Source organism: Aquimarina gracilis (genome assembly GCF_035285365.1).
Lineage (GTDB): Bacteria > Bacteroidota > Bacteroidia > Flavobacteriales > Flavobacteriaceae > Aquimarina > Aquimarina gracilis.
This window is the reverse complement of the sequence record NZ_JAYKLX010000005.1, coordinates 454,154-471,505: the sequence shown is the minus strand read 5'-3', so window position 1 is coordinate 471,505 and position 17,352 is coordinate 454,154. Positions and strand designations below refer to the sequence as shown.

General features: G+C 33.6%; 21 protein-coding genes. 20 read left to right on the top strand and 1 reads right to left on the bottom strand.

Going from position 1 to position 17,352, the window contains the following annotated elements; translation table 11 throughout:
- The first annotated feature begins 12 nt into the window (after positions 1 to 12).
- The 7 genes from U6A24_RS12780 (at position 13) to U6A24_RS12750 (ending at position 7,378) form a co-directional block, all read left to right on the top strand.
- Positions 13 to 1,314, top strand: coding sequence for a cytochrome ubiquinol oxidase subunit I (locus U6A24_RS12780; protein ID WP_324180368.1), 1,302 nt, complete (start codon positions 13 to 15; stop codon positions 1,312 to 1,314).
- A gap of 2 nt (positions 1,315 to 1,316) precedes the next feature.
- Entirely contained in the window at positions 1,317 to 2,336 is a 1,020-nt protein-coding gene (locus U6A24_RS12775) for a cytochrome d ubiquinol oxidase subunit II (RefSeq protein WP_324180367.1), read from the top strand.
- A 100-nt stretch (positions 2,337 to 2,436) separates the two neighbouring features.
- Positions 2,437 to 3,786 (top strand): M48 family metallopeptidase, encoded by a 1,350-nt coding sequence (locus U6A24_RS12770; RefSeq protein WP_324180366.1) that lies wholly within the window; start codon positions 2,437 to 2,439, stop codon positions 3,784 to 3,786.
- Between the two features lie 19 nt (positions 3,787 to 3,805).
- A complete protein-coding gene (locus U6A24_RS12765; protein ID WP_324180365.1) occupies positions 3,806 to 5,350 on the top strand; it encodes a DUF6770 family protein in 1,545 nt (514 codons plus the stop codon).
- 1,084 nt (positions 5,351 to 6,434) lie between these two features.
- Positions 6,435 to 6,602 (top strand): hypothetical protein, encoded by a 168-nt coding sequence (locus U6A24_RS12760; protein ID WP_324180364.1) that lies wholly within the window; start codon positions 6,435 to 6,437, stop codon positions 6,600 to 6,602.
- Positions 6,580 to 7,128: a hypothetical protein gene (locus tag U6A24_RS12755; protein ID WP_324180363.1), complete on the top strand. Its 549-nt coding sequence runs from the start codon at positions 6,580 to 6,582 to the stop codon at positions 7,126 to 7,128. The genes U6A24_RS12760 and U6A24_RS12755 overlap by 23 nt, the downstream gene beginning before the upstream one ends.
- A complete protein-coding gene (locus U6A24_RS12750) occupies positions 7,121 to 7,378 on the top strand; it encodes a hypothetical protein (protein ID WP_324180362.1) in 258 nt (85 codons plus the stop codon). Before U6A24_RS12755 ends, U6A24_RS12750 begins: the two co-directional genes overlap by 8 nt.
- On the opposite strand, the gene U6A24_RS12745 is transcribed toward U6A24_RS12750, so the two are convergent.
- A complete protein-coding gene (locus U6A24_RS12745; protein WP_324180361.1) occupies positions 7,364 to 7,765 on the bottom strand; it encodes a hypothetical protein in 402 nt (133 codons plus the stop codon). The genes U6A24_RS12750 and U6A24_RS12745 overlap by 15 nt on opposite strands.
- Before the next feature lie 213 nt (positions 7,766 to 7,978).
- On the opposite strand from U6A24_RS12745, the gene U6A24_RS12740 reads away from it, so the two are divergent.
- The 13 genes from U6A24_RS12740 to U6A24_RS12680 all read left to right on the top strand — a co-directional run bounded on the left by U6A24_RS12740 (position 7,979) and on the right by U6A24_RS12680 (position 17,285).
- On the top strand, positions 7,979 to 8,212 hold the full coding sequence (locus U6A24_RS12740) for a hypothetical protein (protein ID WP_324180360.1): 234 nt from the start codon (positions 7,979 to 7,981) through the stop codon (positions 8,210 to 8,212).
- Between the two features lie 2 nt (positions 8,213 to 8,214).
- The gene (locus tag U6A24_RS12735) at positions 8,215 to 8,487 is read left to right on the top strand and encodes a hypothetical protein (protein WP_324180359.1); all 273 of its coding nucleotides are present in this window, start codon (positions 8,215 to 8,217) and stop codon (positions 8,485 to 8,487) included.
- A 280-nt stretch (positions 8,488 to 8,767) separates the two neighbouring features.
- Positions 8,768 to 9,199 carry a hypothetical protein gene (locus U6A24_RS12730; RefSeq protein WP_324180358.1) on the top strand — a complete coding sequence of 144 codons (432 nt, stop codon included), beginning with the start codon at positions 8,768 to 8,770 and terminating at the stop codon, positions 9,197 to 9,199.
- 10 nt (positions 9,200 to 9,209) lie between these two features.
- The gene (locus U6A24_RS12725; protein WP_324180357.1) at positions 9,210 to 9,434 is read left to right on the top strand and encodes a hypothetical protein; all 225 of its coding nucleotides are present in this window, start codon (positions 9,210 to 9,212) and stop codon (positions 9,432 to 9,434) included.
- On the top strand, positions 9,434 to 12,322 hold the full coding sequence (locus tag U6A24_RS12720; RefSeq protein ID WP_324180356.1) for a primase-helicase family protein: 2,889 nt from the start codon (positions 9,434 to 9,436) through the stop codon (positions 12,320 to 12,322). The genes U6A24_RS12725 and U6A24_RS12720 overlap by 1 nt, the downstream gene beginning before the upstream one ends.
- 9 nt (positions 12,323 to 12,331) lie before the next feature.
- Complete coding sequence (locus tag U6A24_RS12715) at positions 12,332 to 12,598, top strand: hypothetical protein (protein WP_324180355.1); 267 nt, start codon at positions 12,332 to 12,334, stop codon at positions 12,596 to 12,598.
- Positions 12,599 to 12,648: 50 nt separating this feature from the next.
- Positions 12,649 to 12,921, top strand: coding sequence for a hypothetical protein (locus U6A24_RS12710; protein WP_324180354.1), 273 nt, complete (start codon positions 12,649 to 12,651; stop codon positions 12,919 to 12,921).
- Entirely contained in the window at positions 12,914 to 13,174 is a 261-nt protein-coding gene (locus U6A24_RS12705; RefSeq protein ID WP_324180353.1) for an RNA-binding protein, read from the top strand. Before U6A24_RS12710 ends, U6A24_RS12705 begins: the two co-directional genes overlap by 8 nt.
- 120 nt (positions 13,175 to 13,294) lie before the next feature.
- Entirely contained in the window at positions 13,295 to 13,789 is a 495-nt protein-coding gene (locus tag U6A24_RS12700; protein WP_324180352.1) for a hypothetical protein, read from the top strand.
- A gap of 31 nt (positions 13,790 to 13,820) precedes the next feature.
- Positions 13,821 to 14,447, top strand: coding sequence for a hypothetical protein (locus U6A24_RS12695; protein WP_324180351.1), 627 nt, complete (start codon positions 13,821 to 13,823; stop codon positions 14,445 to 14,447).
- Positions 14,447 to 15,313 carry a DNA adenine methylase gene (locus tag U6A24_RS12690; RefSeq protein ID WP_324180350.1) on the top strand — a complete coding sequence of 289 codons (867 nt, stop codon included), beginning with the start codon at positions 14,447 to 14,449 and terminating at the stop codon, positions 15,311 to 15,313. The genes U6A24_RS12695 and U6A24_RS12690 overlap by 1 nt, the downstream gene beginning before the upstream one ends.
- A gap of 20 nt (positions 15,314 to 15,333) precedes the next feature.
- Positions 15,334 to 15,681 (top strand): hypothetical protein, encoded by a 348-nt coding sequence (locus tag U6A24_RS12685; protein WP_324180349.1) that lies wholly within the window; start codon positions 15,334 to 15,336, stop codon positions 15,679 to 15,681.
- A gap of 2 nt (positions 15,682 to 15,683) precedes the next feature.
- Positions 15,684 to 17,285: a DNA cytosine methyltransferase gene (locus U6A24_RS12680; protein ID WP_324180348.1), complete on the top strand. Its 1,602-nt coding sequence runs from the start codon at positions 15,684 to 15,686 to the stop codon at positions 17,283 to 17,285.
- The last annotated feature ends 67 nt before the right edge of the window (positions 17,286 to 17,352 follow it).

Below are 17,352 nucleotides of genomic sequence, written 5' to 3'. Positions count from 1 at the left end.
TAAATTTTATCTATGGAAAACCTTGATGCGGCAAGACTCCAAATGGCATTTACACTTATTTTTCATATTGTTTTTGCATGTATTGGTATGGTTATGCCTTTTTTTATGGTAGTATCTCACTACAAATGGTTGAAGACACGAGATCAAACGTATTTAACTTTGACAAAGTCCTGGCAAAAAGGAGTTGCAATATTTTTTGTTACCGGAGCTGTTTCGGGAACTGCTTTATCCTTTGAGTTAGGTTTATTATGGCCAGAATTTATGAAACATGCCGGTCCTATTATTGGTATGCCTTTTTCTTTAGAGGGGGCTGCTTTTTTTGTAGAGGCAATAGCCTTGGGTTTTTACCTATATGGGTGGAATAAGTTACCAGAAAAGTTTCATTGGGTAACGGGTATTATAATTGGACTATCGGGAGTGGCATCGGGTATTTTGGTTGTAGCAGCCAATGGGTGGATGAATTCTCCCACTGGATTTGATTACATAAATGGTGAATTTTTAAACATTGATCCTGTTAAGGCTATGCTTAACCCTGCATGGTTCACACAGGCATTACATATGACTTTGGCAGCTTTTACGGCGACTGGGTTTGCTGTTGCCGGTATTCATGCATATCAAGTGTATAAAAAACGTAGGGTTGAACTACATAGAAAAGCATTTAAAATTGCCATTACCTTTGGTGCAATAGCTGCAATATTACAACCTATTAGTGGCGATATTTCAGCAAAAGATATAGCCAAAAGACAGCCTGTAAAACTGGCAGCTATGGAGGCACATTATAATACAGAAAAAGGAGCACCCTTGTATATCGGAGGTTTGGTGGATAACAAAAAACAGGAGGTTACTTATAAAATAGCACTTCCTGGGATGTTGTCTTTTCTTGCATTTGGCGATTTTGATGCAGAAGTAAAAGGACTTAATGACTTTCCAGAAGATGAACGACCCAATGTAGCCATGGTACATTATGCCTTTCAAGTTATGGTGGGGATTGGTTCTATATTGCTTCTTGCCGGAATACTGTATTTTGTATCATTAAAACGTAAAAAATGGCTGAATAATAATAAATATTGGCTTTTGTTCGTGTTACTTGCTCCAATGGGATTTATAGCCCTGGAAGCTGGTTGGATTGTAACCGAGGTGGGTAGACAACCCTGGATTATTCATAAAATTATGAGAACCAAAGATGCAGTTACTCCAATGCCCGGGATAGTGGTTAGTTTTTATACGTATATTGTGGTATATCTTACTCTTTCTGTAGCCGTTACCTGGCTTATGTTGCGACAAATAAAAGTTTTAAACCATTCAAGTCAATAAGTATGTTGTATGTTGTTTTATTTTTTCTGATGTTTTCATTGTATCTGTACGTAGTATTAGGCGGGGCCGACTATGGAGCTGGAATTGTAGAGTTGTTTTCTTCAGAAGAAAATCAAAAAATTACCAAAAAAACCATTTATAGAGTAATGGGGCCTGTTTGGGAGGCCAACCATATTTGGATTATTATTCTAATAGTTATTCTTTGGATTGCTTTTCCTGCTTATTATAATATCATGGTGGTACATCTGCACATTCCTTTAACCATTGTTTTATTAGGTGTGACTTTACGTGGGGTGGCCTTTGTTTTTAGGCATTATGATGCCGTAATCGACAAATCACAAAAACTTTACGATAGTATGTTTAAGATATCAAGTTTAGTTACTCCGGTCTTTTTGGGGATGGTCTTTGGAGCATTAATAAGTGGTGAAATTAAAGTTGTCGAAGATATTAGTAGTTTAACCTTTTATGAAGCTTTTGTGAGGCCTTGGTTTAATGTTTTTAGTGTGCTGGTAGGCTTGTTTTTTGCCGCACTTTGCGCATTCTTATCGGCCGTGTTGCTAATCGGAGAATCTGAAAAAGAAGTGTCAAAAATATACATACGCAAAGCAGGTATTGCTACGGTTGTGGTTTTTATTGTTGGGTTAGTAACGTTTATTTATGGATATCTTTTTGACTATGTGTTTGTGAGAGATTTTCTTCATAATGGTTTTGCAGTCTCCTTAATGTTATTTTCTGGGGTATTGTTAATGCCGCTTAGAGTTACCATAAAAAAAGGGAGAAGGGTGTTAAGTCGGTTCTTTGCTGGTTTACAGGTATTCCTGATACTATTAGCGGCATTGGTTTCTCATTTTCCCGACATTATTATAACTCAAACCTCAAGCATAAGTCTTTTGGAAAATATAGCCCCGGATAGTGTTATAAAAGTCTTGGGAATCTCACTTATCATAGGAGGTTCGGTTATTCTTCCAGGTTTGTTTCATTTACTGAAATCGTTTAAAATGATTAAGATTTTGGAGCAATAAGCTCATGTTTGAAATGTTTTTGATAGCAGAAAAAGTCTGTTCATTTGCATTTTATAACTGAATAACTATCTTTGTGGCCTTCCCCGCAAAAATCATGAGCTTGAAAAAAATATACGTTACTATTATCATAGTATGGCTTTCTTTTGTGCAAACACAGGCACAAGAGAATCCTTCTAATAATTATATACCCGAAAATATAGCGGCATTAAAAGTCTATTTACATAATGTGAATAAAGCTCGTATAGATGCTATCGAAGGAAAATTTTCTTCAAAAATTAAAAAAGCGTTCAAAAAACGTGATGAAAAGATGGTTGAAGCCATCGAAGACAGTGCTTATTTTTTCAGCAAAGAGCTTGATGATCATCTTTCTTCGGTTTTAAAAAAGATTTATGTAGCAAATCCTCAGATAAATGCTGAAGATTTTTACTTTTTCGTACGAAACTCTATGGTACCCAATGCAGGAAGTTATGGCGATGGTACTTTTGAAGTAAACCTGGGATTGTTTACCAATTTTGAAAGTGAAGACGAATTGGCTTTTGTATTGTGCCATGAAATAGCACATCAGCTATTGCAACATTCATTAAAGCGTGTGACCAAAAGAGTAATAGATCTAAATTCGAAAGAAACACGTAAAAAAGTGAGAGAAATTAAAAGTCGCAGGTATGGTCAAACCAAAGCCGGACTTTCATTATTAGATGAGCTTAACATAGATATGTTGGATCATTCTAGAGATGCCGAGGTAGAGGCAGATTCTTTGGGATATTTATTATTTTCTAAAACCGGTTATAAAAAAAGTGCATCAATGTCTTCTCTACTAAAACTAAAAAAGGTAGATGATATGGTGTACAACTATGAAGTAAAGCTTGATAGTATTTTTAATTTTGAAGGGTATTCGTTTAAGCCACATTGGCTTGAAGAAGAAATATCACTATTCGATATAAAAGAAGAAATCAATGATTTTCAGCTTTCTTCAGATACCTTAAAGACGCACCCAGAATTGCAGTTTAGGGTGGATAGAATAAAAAATAACTTCAAACCAGATGTAGCCTCAGGAGCTTTAACTACGTCTTTATCTGATATTCATGAAATAACTGTCCCGCAAAGTGTACAATTCACAATCGATCTTAAGTTTTTGGATCTTTCGATTTATCAATTGGTACATAAATTCAATAATAAGATAATTGATGCAGATTATTATTATACCACTATGGCCAAGGTATTAGAAAGAGTTTATATCGCCAAGAGAGATCATAAATTGGGTAAGCATGTTCCTCATAAAAACTCTTTTTCTGATGAAAAAGTTCTTAACCAAATACGGCTCTTTTTGCATAATCTAGAGCTAACCGAAATAAAAGAAATTGGTTTGGCCTTTTGTGGTACAAATCAATCCAAAATTACAAACCATAAAAAGTTCGAATCTATATATCAATTTTTTAAAAATTTAAATTAATCAATCACAATCAATAAACATGAAAAAAACGATCACTTTATTTTTAATGTTACTGTGCCTTAGTTTTGCAAGCGCACAAGAAAAAACTATTAACGAAATCACATCATTCAAGATCAGAAACTCTGGTACATTAATGGATAAAACCAACAATGTAGATGGGTATTATTTCTTTTATGAAGTCGATAAACTTAAAAAAGGCCAAAAAGAATATGCAATTCAGATTCTTGATAACAACCTTAACGATGTGGCTACAAAGTCGTATGTAGACAATAAGAATACCTTTTTGGTACAAAGTAAGTTCAACAACCAGGCATTGATTTTTGCAATGACCAATTACAAAGAGAAGTTCTACAAACTTATTACTTTTGACAGACAGGCTAATCAAGTTGAAAACATTCAAATTCCTGTTTCCAAAAAGGAAATGAGATGGCTTAATGCCATGAAGCAAACCGGAAACTTCAACTTCCTTTTTCCGGTAGATAACAAAGGTTTTTTGTTTAACTATGTGAGAGACAATAGTAAATTAGGATACGGGTTAAAATACGTACCAACCGATGGAGGTACAGGTTGGGATTATAATTCTCCAGAAGATTCTAAATTAATCCATACCTTAAATCCAATCGAAGCCAATGAAGAGGTTGTTGTAGCCTTAGAAGGAACTAAAAAATCTCTATTAAGCCAGACAATCAATTACAAAGTAATTGTATTAGATATTAAAACGGGAGCGTTCTTATTTGAAAGCAAGTTTGATAGAAAAGACAATCCACGTTTGGTTACAAATGCTTTTTTAACACCAGAAAAGAACTTGGTATTGCTAGGAGAGTATTTTGAAGCAGGAGATAATATCATGAAGGACAAAAGTCTTGGATTATTTTCTGAAACTTTGGATCTTAAAGGAAACATAGTTAGCGATTCTAAAATAAGCTGGGTAGACAAAATTGACCCGATGATGCCGGCAGAGATCGATGGAAAGAAAAAGAAAAAAAGAGGGTATATCTATTTTCACGATATTGTAAGAACACAAAAAGGAACCTATTATGCTATTGGAGAGCGTTACCGTAAAACTGCAAGTGCAGGTGGTATTGCCGCTATGGCTTTAAGTGGAGGAAGATCTGGAAATTCTGTTACGCAATTAACAATCACCAATGCAGCGATTTTTGAGTTTGACGAGAAATTTAACCTTACAGATATAAAAGTATTTGAAAAAGGAAAATCGAGAGCTCCAAGTATAACCGATTTTGGGAGCCCACAATTAAATGCTCACGTATTAAAATCATTTGGTGCGTTTGATTATGAATTTACACAGTTAGACCAAAAACGTGATCGTTTCTATGCTACTTTTATTGATTATGAAAGATTAAAAGGGCAGAAAAACAAAACGGCATTTAAAACGGTAATGTATAATGCGGGTAGTTTTTCTGAAGATAAGATTTACTTGCAAGAAGATAAAGGTAGAACGCAATATCGTGTAATGCCGGGTAAACTTGGTAATGTAATGTTATTAGAGTATAACAAGAAGGACAAAACGGTTCAGCTACATTTAGAAAAGTTGAACGTGCAATAATCAATACCTTTTGGTTTTTACCAAATAAAAGTTTAAGCATACAAAAAGGCTCTCAAAATATTTTGAGAGCCTTTTGTGTATAAAAAAACCATTTTTCAAAGGAAATGGGTTTTAATGGTCGGGTAGAGAGGATTCGAACCTCCGATCTCACGCCCCCCAGACGAATAAATTAATATTGATAATCAATTAGTTATGGAAAATAATATTGATTTTCGATAACTTTTCGATAACATTTTGAGTTTTTTACCCTAATTGTTGTAAAAAACCTCTTGAATTTTCTTTCTCTTTTACCCCCGCACCCCCAAATTTTTATAACGGGAAAAACTGTAATAAGGTCACAAAACCGCACAATTTTAATTCAAAAATTTTGCCGTTTTGAGTTATGAATTATTGATCAAGAAAACGCCGTTAGAAACGAGTATATAAAGACGCAAAATTTGAGATTAAAGCTTTGGACTATTCCTTTACTCATCAATACAGAACCCTCGGTTTTTCTTTATTAATATTATTTTTATTTATTTATAGTTTTTTAAAGATATTTTTGTAATTCTGTAATTATAGATATAAGTTATTGAAAAACAATGGTTTACTTTATTACAAAAAAAATTACAGAAATTACAGAATTACAGAATTTTTGATTTTGTAATTCGTAATAAATATTACTCTAATTTTTTTTACTTCATGGGGCGTTATTGATGCAATTTTTACTAGATTCGCGCCCTACCCCTAAAACAACTTTGATTCAATCGACTTTGTATGATTCAAAGTGACTCCATTTTTATTTATTTGCTAAAATGTTGATAGATGTTTGCACATATGCGAATACCCCTAGAACATTGATGTTAAAAGAAGAAAAATGCGGGAAACCTCAATAAAATAAAGGTTTTTCGAATGAATTTTGCGGTTTAACCGTATACGATTTATAGTAAGTAAGTGTTAAATTTGAAACCTAAATAAAATGTAATTTACCATTGTATGATATAAAACTACTATTATAAGAGTGTCATATACTATTTAATTAGCTTTTGTTTTATCTACGGGATTTAATAGTTATAAATTTGTAACAACCCTTAAAATATATAAGATGAAAAAAATAGTATTATTGTCAGTAGTAGTTTTTGGAATGTCTTTGGCAAGTTGTGAAAAAGAAGAATTAAATGAAGAATTATCTTTCCAAAACGAAGAACTTGAAATTTATCAAGTGGATAAAGAAGAAATCGAACGACCTGGTGAACAAGGAGGGAACCAATAATTACCCCATATCTTTAAAAATATTTGCTTCTACTTTAGTAATCTTATCAGGTTTTGTATTATTCACTGATAAGGTTACTACTTTTGGTATTACAGAGACCTACGGTTTTAAAAGTACCAAAACTTTTATTTGGGTTTTATGTCAATCTTTAAGTCCCATAATTTGGGGTTTATCATCTATGTTGAAACCTTATAAATTTGCCCATTCTGTACCTTTATACATTTATTTTATACAAATTTATTGGATTTTTGATCCTACATTAAAAATTGATGATCCGTTACTGCATTTATATGCAGGTGGGTTTACAATTTTGGCCTTTATTTTTCTAATCTTTGTTTCTATTTTATTCTACAGCTTGAGAAGAATGAGAGAGATAAAATTGAAACGTCTTACTTTAATCATAAGGGATTTCTTCACTTTTTTATACAAAGATGCTGAAGAAAACCAACTTATAGATCCAGTAAAAAGAGATGATTTCAGAAGAATGAGATTAGAATTAACGGATAAGGCGATTGAAAATGAGTAACATAAAATCCAAAAGACTAGAGAGGTTAAAGAATACTGATTTGTTTCCGGATGAGTTCATTGAAGTCTATGGTAATGATTACGATGAATTGTATAGAAAAGAAAAGGAAGAACGAAATAATATTGAAAACAAATTCAAATCAAAAGTATTTAGAATGCTAGAAGAGGGGTATGAAATTGAGCATATTCAGAATATTATTTTTACAAATTTATCGGGGAGGATTTGTGTACATAATTTATCTGACATTTGATTTTTCCCATTCTTGCCTGAATTGTTCAATTATCCTTGGAGTAATTTCGTATGCGACTTTCGTAGCTTCGTTTTCTAATTTAGCCTTAAATAAGGGATCTTCTAACAATTTATCCCAGTTTTTAATACATTCTTCGGATAATTTTGGAATACTTAAAAGTACTTCTTTCTGGCTGTTAAGTTTCTTTTCTCCTTCTCCAGACTTTATCCAGTTCTTACTGTAATTATATTTCAAGGAAATTACTTCTACATAGATATCTGATACATTACCTTTTCGTCTTAAATTCCTTATAGTGGCTTCTGTGACACCAATAGAATCACCGAATTCTTGATTGCTTAATTTCAATTCACTAACTATAGTGTCTATTCGACTATTGACTGTATTCATAATAGCAATTACCTATTAATTTTCGATTTATTCGAAAAATATTCGTTTTTATCGAAAAAATTTCGATATTTGTGGTGTAATTCAACAACAATACGCCAAATATATGAAATCTCTTCCTAAAAGATACGCTATTTACGAATCAAAATTAAATGATTTCGTATCTGATTATTTGTCCATAAATCAAAGTGTTACCTCAATTAATTCCCCCTCGTAATGATAGATCTAGTTAAAATGATGTACGGAAAAGTTTGGGACAAACAAGGGTTCCTTAAAAAGCTATCTGAAAAAGTAGATAATAAGAATCCGAGATCATTACAAAACCACTGGTTTCATAGTGGTTCTATACCCCGAAAGTATTTACAAATTGTAATTGATTTGCTTGAAGAAACGATAAAAGAGCAAATCGAAGAGTTGACAGGTTTAATAGGTAAGGTAAATAGTATATAAGCATGGCATCTGATACAATAAAAGTAAATGGTAAAGAAGTGTATATCGTAGATAAGGAAGTTATGAAAGATTTGGTATACCGTGCATATCTAAAAAATAAAAATGAATTATCTGGATCTACATGTAATTCAGAGACCGCAAAAAAAATATTGGGATGTGGAACAACAAAATTCTATCAAATGCAAAAAGATCCAAAGAGTAAGATAAGAAAATCTGGTGTTAGTGGTAAGTACATTTTGGAAAGTATCTACGCAGAACGTGAACGATTAAAATAAATCTATCTCTTAAAACAAATACACTATGTTATTGAACACTAAATTATTCGCTCCAGAAATCTGGCTAATGATCCTATTAATAGGAATAGGATTTGCGATTTCATATGTCTTTTTAAAGGATAAAACATATACAGTTAATCATTTGGGAAAGATAATACCCTCAAAACAATCTATAATTTTCAATTGTTTCGTGATTGTAATCTTTTTGATTTGGCTGGGGTATTCGTGTTACTATTTATCAATACTTGAAAATAATCGTTAATTCTAAATTTTTAGTGCCATGAAAAAAGTTACTATTGTCGCTTCCAAGAAACATTGTCAAGGAAAATCCTTCCTTATAAAAAACATGCTTCTAGCCTTTCAAAATCCTGTAGGTGTTTTTCTCAAAGAAGAAGAAATAATGAATCCTTTCATTTTTTCAGAAGTCACCAAACAAACAGACGTCATTGCCTTTCATAATTGTAGTGTTGACCATTTTAAAAAGTTGTGTCCGATTTTATTAGATGATAAAATGGTAATAGAGAAAAGAGGACATGAAAGATACACATTAAGTATGCCTAAAGTAATAATTGAAATGATAGACCCTATTTACTCATTTCAAAGAATTATTGATACGTCACTTTTAAGGCGGATTTCTCTTATTGAAGCTTCAATAACAAAAATAGCGGGAGTACATAAGGATAAGGTTTTTATTAACGATAGACTCTTTTAAACAAAATCTCATGAAGCACCACAAAACTATTGAGCAATTAGAATCAATCCTTTCAGGATATCAATCAAGATTAGAAAAACTACTTAAACTCAACACAGAACAACTAAGACATTATTCAATCAAAAAATACAGCATTACCCGTGAATTTTTAGAACGTAAAATTGATTACTACCAAAAGAAAGTAGATACCCTTAAAGCAAGTGACATTAACGTAAACAGTTTAGAGACGGTTTAATGAGTAATTTTAAATACGATAAAAATACAATTCTAGATAAGACCAATGGAGGCTTAGATGTTTTTAGACTCATGTATCCAGATTGCGAGAAAAACGGGCGTTTAGTTCATTTTAAAACTCACAATGAGGATACCCCAAGTACCATGGTCAAAAAAATGAATAATGGCATCTATATGATGACCAATTTTGGTGGTGATGGTAAAGCAAAAAACTGTTTTGATGCTCTTATAGAAAAGGAGGGGTTAAAAGATTTTGGAGAAGCCTGTAAATGGATTGCTTCAGAATTAAGTATCGAGGGGTTAAGTGTACAATTTAACAAGCCTAATATAGATTTTAAAGCGGCCAAAAAACATCAGGAACACGGTGAATACTATTTTGAATATCATGAAACGATATCAGAGGAACATTTAAAAGTATTAGGGCCATTGGTAACTAATGCTGTGTGCCAGAAATATAATGTTAAGAGCTGTAGAGAATTTACCCAGATCAAGAACGTAAACGATAAAGAAACGGGAAAAACTAAATTAACCCAGATTATCACTAAAAGTACCGATAAGTACCCAATTTTTGTAATTGATAACGGTTCTTGGCAAAAAATATATCAACCGCTAAATATTGAAAAACAATACCGTTTCCGGTACGCGGGAAAGAAACCAAAGGATTACATCTTTGGAATCGATAATTTGATCAAAGAACATAACGATTTCATACCCGATCCAGATGACGATGACGATAGACTACCTAGAGTATTTATTGGTGCAGGGGATAGAGATTCATTAAATATCGCGTCACTTAATGAGCCTGTGGTTTGGCAAAACAGCGAAACCGCCTTATTATCTTATGAGGATTATAGAAAACTTACCGAGTATGCGAAAGAGGTAATTTATATAGGTGATCTGGATGAAACAGGAATTAATCAAACAATTAAACTGGCTCTTTCGAACATTGATATAAAAATCGGATGGTTACCGGATTGGATTAAGGAGAAATCATACCGGGGAAAACCCAGAAAAGATTTTACAGATTGGATAAATCTAGTGTATGATCCTAATCCAAAAAAAGCCGGGAAAGTATTTAGTGCTTTTAATGGCATCATTACCGATGCGCAACCCGCACGGTTTTGGGACGTGGTGACCGATGAAAAGGGAAAGTTTAAAAAGTATACGCTTAGTAATGAACGTCTATACCGTTTTCTTACATATAACGGTTTTTATATCTATAAAGAGTTACCGGACCAACCAGAATTTGACTACGTCAAAGTTTCAAATGGTGTCGTAAAAAAAGTGTTTTATAGAGACCTTAATAACTTTCCTGCCAACTATATCAAATCTAAACGTAAGCCAATACCTTTAGTAGATTTTATACACAGAAGCGCACAGTTAAAAGAAAGCTCATTATCCAAAATTCCTGAAAAAAAGATCGATTTTAAAGATTGCGGGGTAGATCATCAACTATTATTCTTTAAAAATAAAATCTGGAAAGTAAATAAGGACGCTATAGAAGAATATCGTTACGGTAACATTGACGCGTATGTGTGGGAACATAAAATAATTCAGCATAATGTTAGTGTAAATAAAACCAAAAGCTTTGAGATTACTCCTATTGGCAAAAGACAGGATAAATCGACTATATATGATATAAAAATACTTCAAAAAGACAATCTGTTTCTTAATTATCTTATCAATACAAGTCGCGTTCATTGGCGGGTATGTGGCGATGCTCCTTTTAAGAAGAGAATAAAAAATATAAGGGAAACCGATCCTTTAAAGCGTATACAGTTAATCCACAAAATTCTGGAAGAGAAAGAAGAATACAGGCTTAAAAATCAATTTGAGCTAGAAGAAGAAGGATTGTCTCCAGAACAAATTCAAGAACAAAAAGATCAATTAGTTAATAAGATTTTTGCTTTCGGATATCTATTACATAAAGAAAAGAGAGACGATAAACCGTGGTTGGTCTTTGCAATGGATAATCGTATTAGTGATATAGCCGATAGTAATGGAGGATCTGGTAAATCGGTGATGTTTAATAGAGCGATTAGACAAGTATTACTCAATAGTAAGGTCATTGCAGGACGAGATAAAGAGGTTTTAAAAAGCCAATTTATGTATGATGGTGTTTCAGAACAAACAGATTATGTATTGTTTGACGATGCCGACCCTTATTTCCCCATGACCCGTGTATTTACGGAAGTAACAGGGGATTTTAATGTAAATGCGAAACATAGATCGGCATTTTCGATTCCCTTTGAGAAATCACCAAAATTTGCGGTTACCTCCAATTTTGGATTGTTCAAGCCGGACAGTAGTACTGAAAGAAGGATTTTGTATACCGTTTTTAGTGATTATTACCATTATAAGAGTGATCTGGATGATACTGAACATACCATTGCTATGGACATGGGAAAGTTATTGTTTAAAGATTTTGATGAAAATGAATGGAACGATTACTTCAATTTTTGTGCAGAAGCCATACAATTTCATATCGCAAATGATGAAAAAATAGGTCCGCCAACTGGAAATGTAAGTAAACGTAACAGTCTACAAACAATGGGAGACGCTTTTAAAGATTGGGCAGATTTTTACTTCGAAAACAGACGGGATGTACAAGTTGTAAAAAAGATGGCATCGGATGATTTTGAAGCTAAAACTAATCTTCGGTGGACTTCACAAAAATTTAAGTCATGTATAAAAGAGTGGTGCAAATTTCATGGCTACGAATACAACCCGGATGAAGTACTTAATAAGCAAGGACATAATAAGCATAATCATCAAGGAACCGCGAGGGAGTTTATTTATATCAAAAGTAGTCCTCTAATTACGGTTAATATAGAACCACAAGACAATTTGCCTAATGATTTTGACCCTACTAACGATATACCCTATTAAAATAGAGCTATGAATGCTAGAGATCAATCATATTATATGAGTTTATGCCTTAAACACGGTATATCTATTTATCCCATCGTTTACGCAAGAGGAAAATATAAGCTTGCGATAAAGAGAGAAGGTAAAGCGCCAAAAATAGGTACAGAAGTGTTTCCATTGGAACCAGAATTCGATAAGGAAAACAAAGGCAAAAAGATAAAATTAGGAGTGTATGAAAAGATACATGAACTATACAAGATAATGGCCTTACGGATAAAAGATAATATAGGAAAGTAATAATAATCAATAAGAAATCTAATCATCATCATAAACCAAAATAAATAAGAATGAAAACTATTTTAATTATCACATCAACCTTATCTCTTTTCTTCTTGGTAATAGTAGTTAGTGTATTACTGAAGAAATGGAGAATTCATAAGTATAAGAAAGCTGTAAAAGTAAGTACGGAGAATGAACTTGAATTAAGAAAAAAAGGCTTAAAACCGTTCAATTTCTTTCCTAGTGGAAAACGCACAAAATCGGTTAAGGTTTGGGCCAGAAGCTATAAGGATGCGCAAATAATTTTTCAAAATAATAAAAGATCTGGGATATATGGATAATACTACGATAAAAAAGAGACCCTTACCGTGGTCTCCTACAAAGTCAGATGTGTTAAGAATTTATGTGAAGCTCAATAAAGTAGTAGTTCAAGATGAAATCTGGGAAGTTATGATGCAACACAGGAAAAAAACAAGGGATCAAGTGAAAAACAAAAGAATACTTTTTCATCCTGAATTCGTAGCGATTGTTAAACTGTTTGGAATTCCCCAGGGATATTATGCACCGGATGGATTTTTTCAAGAACCTGTTTAGAAGGTGCAAGCACAAGAATACTGCTACAGCTGTCTTGGATGCCATTGCAACTATCGAGATAACCCAACAGTATTGTTGTGATTGCAAAAAGTATTTAGGAAAACCAAAAATTGAAGATTAATGAAAAACTACGAACAAATAATTCTGGAAAGAGATAGGGAGCGAGAAGCATTAAATGCTTTGACTGGTGAGGAAAGGAAAGGCGAAGCGTATTTAGCTCGATATTATGCTTTTTCAGAGCATCATAAAAATGTGGTGGTTCCTATTGAGCTTAAAATGGGGAAGCCAGAAACAAGAATCGTATATGCGGTTTGTGGGTATAGTGAACGGCACGGTTACTTTCGTAATAAGCGCGCTGTGTTTGACACTTTAAAAGAAGCCAAAGAAACTGCTTTGAAATTAAAGGATGATAAGAAATGGGGGATTCCAACTTTGATAATACAAGTTACTTTTTTCAGATCTGAAACTTTTGGGTGTTATGATTTCGACAATAATGGACCGGACGATTTAGGATTCAGTCAAGATCAAAAAATAGTTTGGAAACATAAGTGTGGATATACTGCTTTAAGTTGGGAAGATATGTTACTCGGCCCTGGAACCGATTACACCTACTAGATTATCCAAAATCAAATCAAGTACCTCAAACATGGAAAAATTTCTCAATTCAATAACCATAGTCACAATAGCAATGCTATCGATTATGATTGCTTTTACGATTAAAGAAGCATCGTTGTTCTATGATATTTTTGAAATACCTAATCCTGATTTAAAGTTAATTGCTTCAGCGCTCTTTGCTGGAGCTACATCACTTACTATGTTGGCCGTTAGTGTTAATTCGAAGTTGTTTCGTAACCAAGAGAAGGAAAGTAAATTTAGTTTTCCGGAAGCCTTTGCCGTATGCAGCTTAATACTTATGCTTATTGCCTTCAAAGTTTTTGAACCTGAAATCAGACATTGGACATGGTATTTTAAAAGGGTTTTTCTTGCTTCCTTTTTGGCTTTACTGGAGTATGTTTTTTCAAAGATGTTTGTAAGAAAGTGTGAGCAGCAAAATAGCAGTATTAACCGTACTCTTGAACTGGATACGTTAACATCAAAGTTCAACAAAGTTCAAAGCGAACTTTCACGAACTAAGAATGAACTTTCACGCACTAAAGAAGAACTTCAAAAAGTTCAATTCCCTTGCCAACATTGTGGTGACGTGCTTAACTCTCCAAGCAACCGAAAGCGCCACGAAGCTAAATGTAAAATGAATCCAAAGAATCAAAAGTAATGAGTGGAAACAAATCAAAACTAATAGCCTTTAATTACTTCGGGGGGAAGTTTTCTCATTGTGATGAAATATACCCTTATTTTCCTGCTAAGTTTACACACTTGGTAGATGTATTCGCTGGGTCATTTGCGATGAGTCTAAACTATAAGGGTAATGTAATTAAAACGGCCAATGAGATCAATGGAGAAGTAACCAATTTTTTTACAGTTTTACGGGATCAAACCGAGGAATTGATAGAACGATTATTACTTACTCCTTGCAGCGAGGAAGAATATAACCGTTGTTGGTCGACGCACCCCACAGACAACATTGAGAATGCCAGACGATATTTTGTAAGGGTTAGACAATCATTTTATGGTTTAGGCGCTCAAAGAAAAAACAAAGGTTGGCATATGGCTAAATCTTGCCTTAATGCAAATGGAGGTGAAACGGTCAGTAAGTGGAATAATGCCATACCTAAACTATTTGAAGTTGCGGAAGTATTGCGAAATGAATTTCAAATCATAAACCATGATTACAAGGTTGCCATAAAGAAAACTGACACTCCAGGTACATTTTTCTATTACGATCCACCTTATCCGAAAGAATGCCGAAAAAGTTATAATGACTATCGATTTGAATTTACAGACGACAATCATAGAGAATTATCAAAGATAGCCCATACAACAAAGGGTTATGGTATGGTGAGCGGTTATGATTGTGATTTAATGAATGAATTATATGGAGACTGGACTCGAATCAAACTACCTAAGAAAAAGAACAATATCCGATCTTCTGAAGTGCAAGAAGTGATTTGGTTTAGCTATCCAGAACATTTAACAGTCAAAGCACAATTAAAGCTGTTTGAAAAATCAATTGTTATCTAAATGTATAAAGAATGAGCGGTATGAAATACGAAATACAAAGAAGGGAAATAGGTAAATATCCTCTAGCGACATACAACCATACTCTTGATTACAATTATTGTAAGAGAAAGTATAACGAATATGCTTTAATGAGTCTGGAAGAGTTTAAAAAATGCTTAAAGAATCCTCAAAAAATAGGCGAAATAGGCCATTTGAGTTCTTTTATTTATTGGTTTAAGAACAAAGAACGTCATGAATACAGAGAGTCTTATGGGGATTATGGCTTGTCCCATTTACTTTTTCATTGTTTAGTAGATCCTGAACGTGAAATACCCATGCATGCAGAGTACATTCATTTATTGTTTCAAGAAGATATAAAACTGGTATAAGCATGAAAAAATCGATTGTAAGTAATGGCGATTTAAATTTATTTACCGAGCATGACGCGGTTAAGCTAATCGACCATATTAGAGCGAATAAAAGTGATAATGCACCTTTGATTTTATGGGTTGATTTATTTTGCGGTTGTGGCGGTGTAACCGAGGGATACAGTCAAAACGAAAACAATTTTATTGTAGCTTGTGTAAATCATGATCCATTCGCTATTAAGTCTCATCATGCAAATCATCCAAAGTGTATACATTATACCGAAGATATTAGAGACTGGACAGTAATTTGGAAGATTCAATCTTTGATCAATCAATTAAGAAGTCATTTTCCAGAAGCATATATAGGATTGCATGCTAGTTTAGAATGCACCCACTTTAGTAAAGCCAAAGGAGGTTTAGCGCGCGATGCAGACTCCAGAACGTTAGCAGATCATTTATTCAAATATTTGTGTTTTAATCCTGATTATATAACAATCGAAAACGTAGAAGAGTTTTTAACCTGGGGGCCAGTTGATGAAAATGGGAAACCTGTTAAGGATTTAAAGGCGGTTGATTATAATAGATGGGTTTCAGAGTTCGAATCGCTCGGTTTTCAATACGATTACAAAATACTTAATGCGGCTGATTTTGGGGCGTATACTTCCAGAAAAAGATATTTTGGAATGTTTACCGCTAACTGTTTACCTATTTGTTTTCCAGATCCTACACACGTTTCTAGAAAGAAGCTGCATCTACATCCAGAATTAAAGCCTCATAATGCCGTGCGTGAAAAACTAAACTTGGAGAACGAAGGAAAGTCTTTGTTTGGATTGACGCATCATGGAAAAGAATATAGTGAAGCGACATTTTGGAGGGTGTATCATGGATTGATAAAATTTCATAAGGAAGGGTGTTTTACCATAAGATATAATGGAGGAAATCTTAAGGAGAAAAGTAAGTCACTTAATAATCCTCTTGGAACTATCCTTACTAATAGCGTACATAGTTTGATACACCCCGTTTTTTTAACAAGCTACTATGGTCAATCGAAAGATGGTAACGGGGTTCATAGTCTAGATGAGCCGTGCAACACCATAACAACCAAAGACCGATTTGCGTTACATTTTTTACAGTACTCCTATACAAATAATGGTAAAGGCAATCATTCTAATTTAAATGAACCGGCTAATTCAATTACAACAAACCCAAAGCATAATCTTGTTACAACGAAATGGCTGTTTGATCATCAATTTAAAAACACAGGTAATTCAGTTGACAAACCATGTCCGACCATAATCGCCAGACAAGATAAAAAACCTCTTTATGTAGCCTCTGCCAATAATTATGGATTAACCAACCATTCTATTCCAAAACAAGGCGATAATGAAGTAAAAACACTTCTAAGGAGTTTTATGCGGGAACATGGAATTTTTGATATAAAAATAAGACCGCTCGAAGTGGATGAACTATTAAGGATACAGGGTTTTCCTGATGATTATAAACTTGAGGGAGGAGTAACAAGAGCAAAAAAGTATATAGGGAATAGTGTTTGTCCTCCAATGGCAAAGGCTATTGGAAAAGCTATCAGTAATTCGTTAAAGGCTAAACTTGAAAAAGTTGCATAAACATAAAACCACCCTGCCAACAGTCGCTAAAAAGTTTGAGCAGGGCGGTATGCAATCGGAATCCATC